General features: G+C 55.6%; 13 protein-coding genes. 8 read left to right on the forward strand and 5 right to left on the reverse strand.

What is annotated here, in order from left to right; translation table 11 throughout:
* The first annotated feature begins 2 nt into the window (after positions 1 to 2).
* Positions 3 to 605, forward strand: a complete 603-nt coding sequence (locus H586_RS0110030) for a MarC family protein (RefSeq protein ID WP_011367764.1) — start codon at positions 3 to 5, stop codon at positions 603 to 605.
* Positions 606 to 692: 87 nt separating this feature from the next.
* Here the strand turns inward: H586_RS0110030 and H586_RS0110035 are convergent, their stop codons facing one another.
* Positions 693 to 1,292 carry a hypothetical protein gene (locus tag H586_RS0110035; protein ID WP_027181963.1) on the reverse strand — a complete coding sequence of 200 codons (600 nt, stop codon included), beginning with the start codon at positions 1,290 to 1,292 and terminating at the stop codon, positions 693 to 695.
* A 100-nt stretch (positions 1,293 to 1,392) separates the two neighbouring features.
* On the reverse strand, positions 1,393 to 2,595 hold the full coding sequence (locus tag H586_RS18885) for a hypothetical protein (RefSeq protein WP_034619070.1): 1,203 nt from the start codon (positions 2,593 to 2,595) through the stop codon (positions 1,393 to 1,395).
* A 164-nt stretch (positions 2,596 to 2,759) separates the two neighbouring features.
* Here H586_RS18885 and H586_RS20815 point away from each other — a divergent pair, with 164 nt between their 5' ends.
* A complete protein-coding gene (locus H586_RS20815; protein WP_027181964.1) occupies positions 2,760 to 2,969 on the forward strand; it encodes a hypothetical protein in 210 nt (69 codons plus the stop codon).
* A 4-nt stretch (positions 2,970 to 2,973) separates the two neighbouring features.
* Positions 2,974 to 3,876: an esterase/lipase family protein gene (locus tag H586_RS18890; RefSeq protein ID WP_051363971.1), complete on the forward strand. Its 903-nt coding sequence runs from the start codon at positions 2,974 to 2,976 to the stop codon at positions 3,874 to 3,876.
* On the opposite strand, the gene H586_RS0110055 is transcribed toward H586_RS18890, so the two are convergent.
* Together H586_RS0110055 and H586_RS0110060 are read right to left on the reverse strand one after the other, a co-directional pair.
* Entirely contained in the window at positions 3,839 to 4,978 is a 1,140-nt protein-coding gene (locus H586_RS0110055) for a glycosyltransferase (RefSeq protein WP_027181965.1), read from the reverse strand. The two genes, H586_RS18890 and H586_RS0110055, sit on opposite strands and share 38 nt — an antisense overlap.
* Positions 4,975 to 6,627: a glycosyltransferase family 4 protein gene (locus H586_RS0110060; protein ID WP_027181966.1), complete on the reverse strand. Its 1,653-nt coding sequence runs from the start codon at positions 6,625 to 6,627 to the stop codon at positions 4,975 to 4,977. Before H586_RS0110060 ends, H586_RS0110055 begins: the two co-directional genes overlap by 4 nt.
* 185 nt (positions 6,628 to 6,812) lie before the next feature.
* Between H586_RS0110060 and H586_RS0110070 the strand changes: the two genes are divergently transcribed.
* Entirely contained in the window at positions 6,813 to 8,276 is a 1,464-nt protein-coding gene (locus tag H586_RS0110070; RefSeq protein WP_011367758.1) for a sensor domain-containing diguanylate cyclase, read from the forward strand.
* A gap of 96 nt (positions 8,277 to 8,372) precedes the next feature.
* Complete coding sequence (locus H586_RS0110075; RefSeq protein WP_011367757.1) at positions 8,373 to 9,059, forward strand: queuosine precursor transporter; 687 nt, start codon at positions 8,373 to 8,375, stop codon at positions 9,057 to 9,059.
* 62 nt (positions 9,060 to 9,121) lie between these two features.
* On the opposite strand, the gene mgtE is transcribed toward H586_RS0110075, so the two are convergent.
* Positions 9,122 to 10,504, reverse strand: a complete 1,383-nt coding sequence (gene mgtE / locus H586_RS0110080) for a magnesium transporter (RefSeq protein ID WP_011367756.1) — start codon at positions 10,502 to 10,504, stop codon at positions 9,122 to 9,124.
* A 157-nt stretch (positions 10,505 to 10,661) separates the two neighbouring features.
* Between mgtE and nadC the strand changes: the two genes are divergently transcribed.
* From nadC to nadB, 3 genes are read left to right on the forward strand one after another with little or no spacing between them, the layout of a single operon-like run.
* Positions 10,662 to 11,561 (forward strand): carboxylating nicotinate-nucleotide diphosphorylase, encoded by a 900-nt coding sequence (gene nadC / locus H586_RS0110085; protein ID WP_027181967.1) that lies wholly within the window; start codon positions 10,662 to 10,664, stop codon positions 11,559 to 11,561.
* Positions 11,562 to 11,564: 3 nt separating this feature from the next.
* Positions 11,565 to 12,605 (forward strand): quinolinate synthase NadA, encoded by a 1,041-nt coding sequence (gene nadA / locus H586_RS0110090; protein WP_011367754.1) that lies wholly within the window; start codon positions 11,565 to 11,567, stop codon positions 12,603 to 12,605.
* A 14-nt stretch (positions 12,606 to 12,619) separates the two neighbouring features.
* Positions 12,620 to 14,224 carry an L-aspartate oxidase gene (gene nadB, locus H586_RS0110095; RefSeq protein WP_027181968.1) on the forward strand — a complete coding sequence of 535 codons (1,605 nt, stop codon included), beginning with the start codon at positions 12,620 to 12,622 and terminating at the stop codon, positions 14,222 to 14,224.
* Positions 14,225 to 14,226 lie beyond the last annotated feature (2 nt).

Here is a 14,226-nt window from a genome sequence, read left to right on the forward strand (position 1 = left end):
TTATGCCGGATGCCGTGAACCTGTTTGTGTCCACTGCCATCAAGTTTTTCTTTCTGCTCACTCCTTTTTTCGGGCTGACCATGTTTCTGGCCATGACGGAACACATGGACAGGAAACAGCAACGGAAAATTGCCGTGCGGTGCATTGTTTCCGTAGTAATCATTTCAATGGTTCTTTTTCATTTCGGTGATATCATTTTTTCTCTGTTCGGCATCACGCTTGATGCTTTCAGAATCGGCGCCGGAGCCCTGCTTTTTCTTTCCGCGGTCAATCTTATCCGTGGTCCCAGCGGGACTGTGGGAGCCAGTGCAGAAGGTGATATCAGCGTTGTGCCCCTTGCCATGCCCATAGTGGTCGGTCCGGCGACCATAGGTACCCTGTTGGTGATGGGAGCAACCATGCACGGCACCACAACGCGTCTTATAGGCAGTTTTGCGCTGGTTACGGCCATTCTGGCACTGGGCATTCTTTTTTTTATGGCTCCGGCTCTTGAACGCATTCTCGGGCGCACCGGACTTTCCATCATGACCAAAATAACCGGACTGATCCTCTCTGCTCTTTCCGCCCAGATAATTTTTACCGGGGTACGGAATTTTCTTATGTAGAGCTTCGGTGTCAACCGGCATAGTCTGCAAACAGAAAGGCCCGCCGGATTGCCGGCGGGCCTTGTTGTCTGTCCGATGATAAGAGGGCTACTGGTCTGAGGGAAGCTTGTCTGCCGTACCTCGTCCGCACAGCATATCAATATCGCCCAGCAGGCCGCGTTCTACGGTTGTTTTCGCTGCTGTCTTGCAGTCGGGCCACGTGGCAGACCGGCCCAGAAGGTAGTCAAGACGTTCAAAGAACAGCGTGTACAGCGCCTGACTGAGAACCATGTCTTCCTGCAGAATGCTGTTGTCGGCCACGGGTTCTGCTCCTGTCTGCGGGCCGAGGACATACGCTTCTTTACCGGTGGCAATGACCTGAACGCGGGTGCCGTTTTCTGCGGGCACGGCATTGACAGTCCAGTAATCAGTACCGGCTGCGGCGGTAACTACAAGATACCGGAAAAACTCACGTGTTCCTGCAATGCCATGCTTTTTGCGGGTAATGCTCATGTCCTGCGGGTCGGCAAGCGTAAGCACAGTTTCGGCTGCCTGCAGCGCCTGATCCGGTGTAACGTTTTCGTACACACGGACAGAGGCTGCCAGTGCTTTTTCACGGTACAGTTCAGCTTCTTCTGCGGGGACAGAGCCTCCCGCAGCACATCCGGAAAGCAAAAGTATGAGCATAAGCAGGGCGGTTCTTCTCATGGGCGACTCCAGTAATTCGTATGAAATGCTTGTGGATCAGAATATCAGCAACAATAGCCCGACGTGACAGCCTTGGCAAAGCTTTCCCGGCGTAAGGAGATCATCCTTCAGGCTGTGTGTGTTGTTCCAGCCCCGCAAGGGGCGACTTGCCAATCTGGTGCTTGATGTACTGTTTTACCAGAACCCCTGCGCGTTGTTCTGCCGTCAGCGATGCACCGTATCCGCCGTTTCTGAGTACCTGCTGAAAGTCATCACGTTTCAGAATGCTGTCTTTGGCGGAAATTTCTTCAAGTCTGGCGCTGTACCGGGCAAGGCTTGCAATCTGTTCTTCTTCCGGTTGCTTTTTCAGCTTTTCGGCATAGGTTGCGATCTCGCCGGCAGGCGGAAGACGCGGTGATTCTATTACCGCCTTGAAGCCTTTCAGAAAACGTTCCGTACCCGACTGGATATGGCTTTTTTTGACAACGTTGAGCCCTGCCCAGCCGGCCTTCAGCCATTTGAACATGGCGTAGCGGGTGCGCGAAGCTGTCTCGTCATCAAAGAAAAAAGTCACGCTGGCGGAGTCGTACATGTAGGTATCCATCCAGCCTATGGCGCGAGCTGTACCGCCTTCGACACCTGTGTAAACATACTCCCAGTCACTGTCGTCGCCCACAATGGCTCCTTTCAGCCCTACGCCGGAAGGTCCGGCCTGACGCGACACACTGATAAACACGCGTTTTCCGTTCCACGGCATGAGTATAAGCAGCCTGTGCAGGTCGTATCCGTAGTAGCACCCGCTGAAGTGGTCGGGGGTGATTTCTTCGTACTCCGTGCCGCGCAGTATATGCATGTCGTTCAGATTTTCCGCCTGCTTCCACAGCGGGGCAGCGGCAAAGATATCACTGCCGGGCTTCCAGTGGCCCAGACGGACGCTGGCAGGAAACAGGGCTGCCGGTGAAATGGCAGGGTCGTAGCAGTATTCCAAAAAGGTCGTCAGCGGGACATTGATGGTATCTCTCAGAAAAATACCGCTCCCCGCCTCATTCTTGGAAGGCTGGGGCAGCGAGTCCGGCGTTGCGTTTTTTCCGACAACAAGTTCAAGCAGCGGTTCAAGGTTTTCCGCTGTCAGAGGGATCGTTTTGTCAGTGACTGCCGCAAGCAGCGTATCAAGGGCGCTGTTGACCTCCTGACTGGTGCGTGGTGTCTGGTCATCAGTTTTTGCTGCCGCATGCTGCACTGTAACAATGCAGCATGAAAGCAGTAATACAAAAAATGCGCTGCACAAAAAGCGGCAACGCCTGAGATTCTGTCCGGTGTTCATGTAAGGTTCCTGCTAAAGCTTGAAAGTATGTGCCTGCTCACCCGAAGGTGTGCTTGTTGTCCGGACGATAATGGGCTATCGTCTGCCGGTCAAGTCGTGCGTTGCGCCTTGTGCATGTAAAAACAGCATATTAGCATTAAAAATAAATAGCCTCCTGTAAAACAATGAGCCTCACTCAGACACAGATATGGCAATCCATACTGGATCTTTCCGGTATTTCGGCTTCTGTTTCCAGTTCCATCCAGCGTACGCTGGGTAAAAAACATCTGGAGATGGATGCTCTGGGGTTGGGTACATCACCTGCGCCAGAGCGTCCTGTCGCGCAGAGGGTGCCGGAATCAGTGGCCGGCAGGCTGCTTTCCACCTCATCATAGCTTCATGTTTTCTCTGTTGCTACTGTTACTCGGCCTGCTGGCCGGACTGGCTCTGCTGGTAGGCATGGCCTCGTATCTGTTGTATTCTTACGAGGTGGCCAGCACCTCGCGCGGGGCTTCCGCGCGCCGCCCCCCCATTCCCCGGGCCATAGTCCGCGGCATTGCCATGAGCATGACCGGACAGATTCTGGTGACACTTACCTATCCGCTCGGATTGTGGGAACGGTTGTGGTTTTCTCCTGCCGGCGGACATTCCGTGACAGATGACAATCCTCCCATGCTGCTTGTGCATGGTCTGTACCACAATGCTTCAGCCTGGATGGCCTACCGCAAATGGTTGCGCGAGGCAGGGTTCACCAACGTTTATGCTTTTTCCTACTCAAGCTGGCGTACTGACTTTGATACGCTTGTGCTCGAACTTGATGACCGCATTGCAAAGCTTGAAAAGGCTTTTCCCGGCACGGCACCGGTGCTTGTGGGACATTCGCTGGGCGGGCTGATCATCAGAGGGTGGATTAAGCGGTTCGGCGGGTGCCGCAGGGTGCGGGCTGTGCTGACATTGGGCACTCCCCATCAGGGCAGCAAACTCGCCCGTCTGGGGTTCGGGCGTCTGTGCCGCAGTCTGGCGTTCAGAGGCCCCCTTGTACGCGCTCTGGAAAAGGACGAACCTGCTGTAAGAGTTCCGGCTGTGGCACTGTATTCCGGAATCGACAACATGGTGCTGCCCGTAGAGGGGCTGAAACCGCGCGCGACGGGATGGCGCCTGCATGAGGTGCATCCGGTGAGCCACATTTTCATGCTCTACAGTAAAAAAACGTTCGATGAATTTCACTGCAGGCTGAAAGAGACTCTTGCGGGAGGCTGTCCGGTTACTCCGCAGACTGGCCGTGCCGGTGATACAGTCTGACATAGTCCTGTGCCATACGCCGCGCAGTAAAGCGGTTCAGCCAGCAGGTTCTTGCAGCCTCTCCCATTTTTTTCAGTCCGGTCCGGTCTGCCGTCAGGTGCATAATCTGTTCTGTCATGGCGGGCCAGTTTCCGGGTTGAACAAGCCTGCCTGTCTTGCGGTCGATCTGTTCCGGTACGCCCCCCTCGGCAAAGGCCACAACAGGGGTACCTGCTGAAAAAGCTTCAAGAACCACCAGAGGATGATTGTCCGCCAGTGTTGGGTACACCAGCAGGTCGGCGGCCGTGAGCACCAGCGACAGGTGCCGGCGGTCAAGATACGGCAGTACCAGCAGACGTTCTTCTGTCCGGCAGCTGTCACCGCCCGCCATTATGCATATGATGTCGCGCCTGCTGCGCACGCTCCGCCATAATCCTTCCCATTGTTCACCCGCCTTGTATGCCGCCTGCTGCCCTCCGTGGGCAAGCATGAGTATGACTCTGGCTGCTGCAGCAATGCCCAGACGTTTCCGGGCTGCATTCTTTCCTTCCGTAAAAAATGTATCTTCAACACCGTTGGGTATCACATGGCAGGGTATGCCCGAAACTGCCTGTCCGGCCATTTTTTTCAGCCACAGGCTGGGAGATACCATCTGAACGGCTGACACGGCACAGAGCTTTTCCAGCGCCTCCCTGAGAGCGGCCTGCCGTGCTGCGGCATACGGGTAGCCGCGCGGGCAAGGGTCAGAACACCCGTCCTTCCAGCCACTGCACGCCAGCGGAAAAGGACAGCCGCCGGTGAGAAGCGATGCGTCGTGCAGCGTGATGACCACCTGCGGGAAGCGCTGGGCATCGCTCAGCAGACGCTGCCAGTCGCAGGTGCTGTGCAGGTGCAGAACGTCACAGGGCTCAGAGAATAAGCTCCGGGCAGGTGCTGTTGTTATGCACTGACATTGCCCCTCTTCAGGCAGGAGCGGGTCACTGTCGTCGTATTCTGTGCTGCGGACAACGCGGTATGGCATTTCCGGTGCACAAAGTTCGTTGTGCAGCAGGGTGGCCACTCGTGCCGCACCGCCGCGCCTGCACAGCATGCTGTGCATCAGAATGCCGGACGAGGCTGTCATACCCGCTCCAGCAAATCCTGTTTCAGGGCCCAGAGAAGCAGGAAACAGGCATCTTCGGCAGTCATGCCGCAATGCTGCACCAGCACGGCTTCAATATTGGCCGCACAGACAGGACTGCGGGCGGCAAAAAGCATCCGGTGCAGAGCATTGCGCGGGATTCTGTCGTCCACCCCGGCATATATGACGGGATGGTCCGCACCTCTGTATACGGCCTGCCCCGCCCTGCTCCACTGCAGCATCAACCCGCCGTGCAGGCGGTCTGTGGGGTGACCCGCAAAAATGGCGGCGTAATCCATCTGTTGCGGATGACGGATTGCGCGGAGCGCCTGTTCATCAACCGCGGTGGCGGCCAGCGAATCCCACAGGGCTATGTGACGCCGTACCACGCTGTGCCATGTGAACTGTTCAAGCACACGCTTACGTCCTGCAGCGCCCATGGTTTTTGCTTTTTCCGGAAACGTGAGCAGCAGGTCGAGAGCCGCGGTCAGCGCAGGAACATCCACCGCTGTCTGCTGAGCCAGCTGCAGGTGGTAGTGATTGTCGTACACCACACGGGCTGCGGTATCAGCGGCACGGGTGTCTGCCGGTCCAAGGGTGGGAACAAGCAGCCCTGTCTTTTCGTGTTCCACCAGGTCGCGGTAGCCGTTCCAGTCCGAAGCGATAACGGGCAGTCCGGCTGCAGCGGCTTCCAGTACCGTCAGTCCGAACGACTCCTGCACATTGTCTGATGGAGACAGAAAAATGTCAGCCGCGCGATACAGCGCATCGCGCACCTGATCATCCGGGCGGTGGAAAAAGCGGAGCTGCAGCCTCATGGCACTTGCCAGTCCGGACAGTACATCCGGTGTGGTGTCGCCCTGCTCTGTCCAGCCTGCAACGATAAGCGTGATCGAGCCGGGGGCGTGCCCCGCGGCAAACAGCCTCTGAAAAGCGCGCAATACCGGCAGCAGGTCCATTTTTGAATAGTGTGACACCCTGCCTGTGATCAGAACTACCCGCGATTCACCATGAAGCCCCAGCTCTTTTCTTGCTGTGTCACGTGTCCCGCAGCTGTCTTTTTTTTCCGGCAGATGTGCGCCAAGCGGAATGAGTGCCACCGCAGGCGCCCTGTAGCGTTCATCAAGACCGTATGCCTGCCGCAGCGAGGCATATATATTTTCCACCGCGCATTTAGCCGCGCGTGATGTGGCAATAACCGCATCACGCGCACAGGTGCCCTGCCACATGTGACCGAGAAATGCCGAAGGATACCATGCATAGCTCAGTGAATGGGTGGGGCCGGTTATGGGGAAAATATTGCAGCCGTGCAGGTTGCGGACTCTGGCAAGACTTGCCGTGTCTTCTATGCAGTCTGAAAGATGAAAACAGTGATAAACCGTTGTTTTTAACGCGTCCGGCAGCTGAGGTCTGGTGGTGACGCGCACGCGGTCCTCCGCGGAAAAATCGGGCAGCGCAAGCTGTATCCACCGGACAAGCTGACGGCACTGGGATTCGTTCTGCAGAAAGAAATGATACTCATCATACGGATTCTGCTGAAAAAGTTCTTTGAGAAACTGCGTGTTGGCCACACTGCGTCCCATGATATCGCCATGCTCGACGAAGGGGTGCAGGCTGCCCCATATGCGCTTGCGGCAAGGTGTACTGTGCATGCTTTTGAAAAGACACAGAACAGGCCGGTTGTCAAACAGAGACAGTATTTTGACGGTACCCTTGTGGGAAAATGAGTTCGTTACTCAACATACTGATTTGCGATATTTTTATTTTCACGGCGCAAAGGTTGCATGCAAGATGGCAAGAAGAATCACCCGATGATATCGGGGGGGAGGATATATACGTGAAGCGTAAGAATCCGCTTGTCATGTGGGGCATAGCTCTTGAAACAGAAGCGGCAGCCTTTCTGGAACAGGCAGCCTGTAGCGGATGCGTGCTGCATAACTGGGATGGGCGTATGCCTGATAACAGTGCGCTGGAATCCGATGAACCGGTTCTGGTCTGGGTTTCACAGCGGGGATGGGATGCTGTGTCTGCTCTGCCGGACGAAGAAATGCAGTTTCTGCATCTTGTTCCCAGAGTTCTGTTGTTGCAGCAGGATGTTTCGCCGGAGTATGTGGAACGGGCGCTTGATGCCGGTTTCACCGACATTCTGAAGGCTCCTTTTTCTGAACCCAGAGTACGCGAAGTTTTTCTGCGTGCGGCGGAAATGCAGAACCTGTACGACGATATCATCCGTATGACCCGCGAGATATGCCTTGAACGTGAGGTGCTCGCACGAAAGAATGATATTCTGGAGTTTATCGTCACCTTTTTGTCCCGTGCCACAGAAAGTCTTGATCCTGTGGAAATTCTGAGCAACGCCCGGGAAGATTTGAGCATGCTGCTGCCGCTGCGCGCGCTGCATGCCGCTTTGTGGCATCCGCAGCAGAAAGACTCCCTTGAAGCGGAAGTGTTTCTGGGGGTGGGCGAGCACACGCAGGCCGGTCTTGAGTGGAGTCAGATGCTGCTTAAGGCGGCGGCAAAGCTGAGCGGCGTGCCTGTTTCGGGCTACACGGTGGAGCAGCTTGGACAGGGAGGGGCGGAAGATGCTCCCGCACCGGGAAAAGTCATTCTGCTGCCTTTGAAAATGAGGGATGAGACGCTGGGCTGTCTTGCTCTGCTTACAGAGGATGACTGCCAGCTTGGCAAAGATCAGGTTCAGGTGCTGCATTCTGCCATGCGCCATCTGGCACTGGCGGTAAAAAACGCCCTGCTTTTCCGTGAAATGCGTTTGCAGGCTGACCACGACGGGCTGACCCAGCTGCACAACAGACGTCATTTCGATACACGGCTGCGTGAGGAACTGGACAGGCACGGTCGCTACAGCATGCCGCTTACCCTGATGATGCTGGATATCGACTATTTTAAGCAGATCAATGACCGTTTTGGCCATCAGGCTGGCGATGCCGTTTTGCGGGAACTTGCCAGTGTGCTGCGTGAAACCATCAGAACCACGGATTACTGCGCACGGTATGGCGGTGAAGAGTTTGTGGCCATATTGCCTCATACCGATGAACAGCAGGCACGCGTGCTGGCGGAACGGTTGAGAAAAAATATAGAAAGCAGAGTGTTCCGTCACCATGGAAAAACAATACAGGCGACAGTGAGCATAGGGCTGACAGGCTTCAAGCCGGGTGCGCTTACTCCGCGTGACGAACTGGTGCGCGAAGCCGACGCGGCGTTGTATCTGGCCAAGGCCAACGGCAGAAATGTTGTGTGCACTTTTGCAGGCAGCTGCAATGAAAAGGTAAAAAAGGCCCAGTAAGCCGCACTTGACCGTCTGCCGGGAATCCGGCATTTCTCCGGATCATATCAGACAGAGCTTTTGCGCTCTGTCTTTTCATTTGCCGGAGGTCATGTTTTGAACGAATTACTTTGGATCGGGTTTGCTTTTCTTGATCTTACGCTGACGCTGCTGCTCTACCGTTTTTTCGGCAGAGCCGGCATCTACGGCGTCATTGTTTTTAACCTGCTGCTCTGCAATATTCAGGTGCTGAAGACCGTTACGCTTTTCGGGCTGACAACCACGCTGGGCAACATTCTGTATGCCGGTGTTTTTCTGGCAACAGACATGCTGAGCGAGTTTTACGGCCGCAAGGAAGCACAGCGGGGGGTTCTGCTGGGATTCACTGTTGTTGTGCTGGCCACGCTGTATATGCAGATAGCGTTACTTTTCTCGCCCGCCGAGGGCGATTTTGCCCAGCCCCATCTTTCAGCCATTTTCGGGCTTCTTCCGCGGCTGGCCATAGCCAGCATCTGCGCGTATCTGATTTCACAGATGCACGATGTGTGGGCCTTTGAATTCTGGAAAAAGAAAACTCAGGGCCGTTTTCTGTGGCTGAGAAACAATGCAAGTACTCTTGTAAGTCAGCTTCTTGATTCCGCCGTTTTCTGCCTTATTGCTTTCTGGGGCGTGTTTCCTGTTCCGGTACTGCTTGAGATCATGTTTACCACATACCTTTTCAAGGGTGTTGTGGCGTTGCTGGACACGCCTTTCATGTATATTGCCCGCAAAGTGCATGCGGGGAACCCCGACTCACGCTGGTAACGGCGCAGCCGGTTTTCCGCATAATAAAAGGCCGGTGTCCGCACCGGCCTTTTTGTTTGTTTTTAAAGCAGCAGAGTTGTGGCCATACCCAGAAAGATAAAGAAACCTGCACCGTCGGTAATGGCTGTCAGAAAAATACTGGATGCCTGCGCGGGGTCTCTGCCCAGTTCCTTGAGAATAAGCGGGATGGATGCCCCTGCCAGTGCCCCGAGAAGCATGTCGAGCAGCAGTGCCACGGCCATGACCTGCGCCAGCAGCAGATTGTGCGTAAGCAGAAAGACCGCCACCAGCACGAGAAATGCCACAATAAGTCCGCTCAGCAGGCCGATTTTTGCTTCGCGCCACACGGCGATCCACGACTTTTTCCGGTCAAAGCGTTCGGTGGCCAGCTGGCGGATCATGACTGCCAGTGCCTGCTGGCCTGTGTTTCCGGCCTGATTGGCCACAATGGGCATAAGCACCGCCAGAATGGCCATGGTGGCGATGGAACCTTCGAACAGGCTGACAACCCATGCGCTGAACGCAGAGTTGACCATGTTGATGATGAGCCACGGCAACCTTTTTTTAACCGACTCCATCCAGGGGGTGTCGACGGTTTCGTCCTGCCCTGCACCCACCATGCCCAGCATGTCTTCGCTGGCCTCATCGTGAATGATGTCGATGATGTCGTCATAGGTTACCACGCCAAGCAGGCGGCCTTCATAGTCCACAACGGGCATGGCCATGAAGTTGTAGTGCGCAAGCTGGTGCGCTACCTCCTCTTTGTCCGCATCAAAGACAACCGAAATGAGGCTCTGGGAGCTCACCTCGTCCTTGAGAAGCGTCCGGGGGCGGCAGAGCAGCAGGTTACGCAGCGAAAGCACGCCCACAAGGCGCTCCTGCTCATCAACGATATATGCGTAGTACGGGATTTCCTTGTCTTCGATCTCCCGCCTGATCTGCATGATGGCCTGATCGGCGGTTACATTGTGATCAATGATGATGATTTCGGTGTTCATGACCCCGCCGGCGGTGTCGGGGTCAAACGCCATGAGCGTTCTCAGTTCTTCTGCGTCATCCGCTTCAAAATAGCGCAGCAGCGCGTCGCGGTGATCTTCGTCCAGTTCGTCCAGCACGTCTGCGGCGTCGTCCGGTGACATTTCCGCCAGAATGCTGGCTGCTTCGTCCCAGTCCAGATTCCGCAGAATGTCCGCACGTGCGTATTCATCCATTTCCGCCAGAGCTTCCGCCGCGTCTTCAGGGGACAGGTGCTGCATAAGGCAGACCTGCTTTTCCAGCGACAGATTTTCCATATGCTCTGCCACGTCCGCAGGGTGTGCGAATTCGGCTTCGGCTTTTTCTTCGCGGCAGAAATGCAGGGCTATTTCACGCCGTTCCATGCTGTCCTGCACGGAATCTGTTTTTGTGCGCTGCTCGTGCACTTGTTCTCTTTTTTCATCAGTCATATGAATTTATCCTATGAAAGCTGTATATTGGCAGCGCTATGTTCCGCTTGAATGTCGGAGATCCGCTTGACGAAAAAATCTCAGAGTCGTAACACCCCAAAGATCAGTCTCCGAAGGCATTGTGCCTCTATCATGTAGCATGTACCTTAACAATCCCATGACAACGAGCACTACCCACTTTTTTTTCGCAGGCGAGGCACTGCGGCACACTGTTGCCGCCATTGATCTGGCGATCACCGAAGATGGTCCCGACCTGACCAGCAACGCGGTTTTCGCCCCTTCTCACCAGCTTGCCGCGCAGATAATCGCAAAGGAAGACTCCCTTGTGTGCGGGCTGGCATACATACCATACATCATGGACCGCGTCATTGCCTGCGACCCGCAGCCGCAGGGATGGGACGACTACACCGTCGACACTCCGTATGCTGACGGTGCGCATGTCACTGCGGGAACCACCGTCGTCCGGCTTCGGGCTTCCGCCCGCCGCCTGCTCAAGGCGGAAAGAATTATTCTGAATTTCATGACCCATCTTTCCGGAATAGCCAATCTGACTGCCCGTTATGTTGACGCACTTTCCGGTACGGGCACCCGCCTTCTTGATACCCGCAAGACATTGCCCGGATTGAGATATCCGGAAAAGTACGCGGTTGTTATCGGCGGCGGGCTCAACCACCGGCGGAACCTGCAAGAAATGCTGATGCTCAAAGACAACCATATTGATCTTGCCGGCAGCATCACCGCCGCAGTGCAGAGACTCAGGGACACGTATTCCCCCTGCCCCCCCGTGGAGGTGGAATGCCGCACGCCGGATGACGTGCGTGAAGCCGTGGCCTGTAACGTGGACAGAATTATGCTGGACAACATGGATGCAGACGGGCTTGCAGCCGCTTTGCCGCTTATTCCGGATCATATTGAGACTGAAGCAAGCGGCGGAGTGACTCTGGAAACCATCCGCGTTCTGGCGCAGGCCTCCTCTCGACGGCTTGATTTTATTTCCGTGGGCAGGCTGACTCATTCCGCCCCTTCCGCAGATTTCAGCATGCGTATAAGCGAGTAGCAAATGAATACACAAAACAGCTATGACACCATTCAGGAGATCAGGTCCCGTATGGGCAGCCGCCTGACCATTATGGGACACCACTACCAGCACGAAACCGTAATCCGGCACACTGAGCTGCGGGGCGACTCGCTGGAACTGGCCCGCAAGACATCTCAGGTTGATGCGGAACATATTGTTTTCTGCGGGGTGTATTTCATGGGAGAATCGTCTGCCCTGCTGGCCCGCCACGGTCAGAAAATTTATCTGCCCGAGCCGGATGCGAACTGTGTCATGTCGCAGATGGCTCCCGCAGAAAGGGTCGACCGGGTACTCACCGCGCTTTCCGGTCGTGGCAGACGCATTGTACCTCTTACTTATGTCAATTCATCGGTGGCTGTGAAAGCCGTGGTGGGCAGACATGGCGGTTCGGTGTGCACGTCGGCCAATGCCCGTACAATGCTTGAATGGGCGTTTGCACAGGGCGATGCGGTGCTTTTTATTCCTGACAAGAATCTGGCGGCAAACACAGCGGATGCTCTGCAGATTCCTTTTGAAAAACGCCATATTCTTAATATCCGCCAAAACGGGGCTGCCATCGACTTTGACGCGGCGGACAGGGCTGACCTGTTGATGTGGCCGGGCTGCTGTGCCATTCATGCCCGCTTTAATCTGCGGCAGATCGCCACAATGCGCGAAGCCCATCCCGGATGCCGCATCGTGGTGCACCCCGAATGCAGCCCCGATGTGGTCAGACAGGCCGATGCCGCAGGGTCAACGTCTTTCATAATCAGATACACCGAAGAGGCGCCCGAAGGTTCCACTGTAGTTGTGGGTACTGAAATCAATCTGGTGGAAAGGCTGGCAGCGCAATATGCCGGCCGCAAGACCGTGCTGCCGCTGCTTGAAAGTGCGTGTTCACACATGAACAGCGTCACTGAAGAAAAGCTGGCGGCAACGCTGACCGCAGTTGAAAACGGCACATGTGCGCCGGTTATGGTTCCCCTAGAAATGCAGGACAACGCCCGTGTTGCCCTGGAGCGCATGCTGCAGGCCTGCGCATAAAAAGAGGCACTTTTATGTCCACTTTCCGTCCCGTCACTCCTGTTCTGGTCATCGGATCCGGTATTGCCGGATGCACTGCGGCTCTTACTCTGGCCGACATGGGTATAGAGGTCACCCTGATAACCAGCGGTGATACGCTTGATAAAGGCAACACTGCGCTGGCACAGGGAGGCATTGTTTTCCGTGCGCACGACGGTGACCCCAAGCAGCTGGAAAAAGATATTCTGGTGGCCGGTCACAGGTACAATTCGACAAAAGCCGTACGCCATGTGAGCGTTGAAGGACCTAAGGCCGTTCAGGACGTTCTTGTGGACAGGCTGTCCATTCCTTTTGCCCGTCAGCAGGACGACAGCAAGACCGGCGCCGACTGCGAGTGGGACATGACCATGGAGGGCGGTCACGCTGCTCAGCGTATTCTGCATTGTGCTGATTACACCGGCCGGGCCATTATGGACGGGCTGATGCGCGAGGTGCAGGCATCACCCAATATACGGGTGCTCACCAACCGCACGGCCATCGACCTGTTGACCAGTCATCACCACGGTACCAGTCTGGAGTTCAAATACCAGCTGGTGAACCAGTGCGCCGGAGCATATGTTTTTAACGAACAGTTACGTTGTGTGGAGACCATTCTGGCAGATTTTACCGTGCTGGCCACGGGAGGAATAGGACAGATTTACCTGCACACAACCAACTCTCCTGTGTGTGTCGGTTCCGGTCTGGCCATGGCATACAGGGCTGGTGCGCGAATTGAAAATGCAGAATTTGTTCAGTTTCATCCCACAGCGCTGTATCACCGCACTGAACGCCGTTTTTTGATTACCGAGGCCATGCGCGGTGAGGGAGCCCGGCTTGTCAATGCGTCCGGCGAACCTTTCATGCACCGCTATGATCCCCGGGCCGATCTTGCGCCGCGTGACATTGTGGCCCGCGCCATTGTGGAAGAAATGCTCTCCACAGGCAGCGACTGTGTTTTTCTGGATGCGGCCAACTATGTCGAGCACAATCTTGAAACGCGGTTTCCTACCATTTTCCAGCGATGCCTGAATCTTGGTATTGATATCCGCAGACAGCCCATTCCCGTTGTGCCCGCAGCACATTATTTCTGCGGAGGGGTGCTGGCCGACCTGAACGGCAGGACTACGCTGGAACGCCTTTACAGTGTGGGCGAATGCAACTGCACCGGGGTACACGGCGCCAACAGACTTGCCAGCACTTCCCTGCTTGAAGCCCTGCTGTGGGGCCGCAACGCGGCATTGAATATTCATGGCAGACTGGGACGCCGGGCAGCGCTGAATAAGAGGCTGCGTGATTCCATTCCTGACTGGAATCCGCTGGGCGATGAAAAAAATGATGACCCGGCCCTGATTGCTCAGGACTGGACAACCCTGCGCAATACCATGTGGAATTACGTGGGCATTACCAGAACATCCAGCCGGCTGCAGCGTGCTCATGACGAGATGCGCGACCTGTGGCGTCATGTGAGTGACTTTTACAAGCGCACTCCCCTCTCCAAGCCGCTTGTGGATCTTTTCCACGGCTGTCAGGCGGGTTACGTGGTTACCATGGCGGCACGCCGCAACAAACAGAGCGTTGGCTGCCATTACCGGATAGACTGATA

Origin of the sequence: Oleidesulfovibrio alaskensis DSM 16109 (genome assembly GCF_000482745.1) — a bacterium.
GTDB lineage: Bacteria > Desulfobacterota > Desulfovibrionia > Desulfovibrionales > Desulfovibrionaceae > Oleidesulfovibrio > Oleidesulfovibrio alaskensis.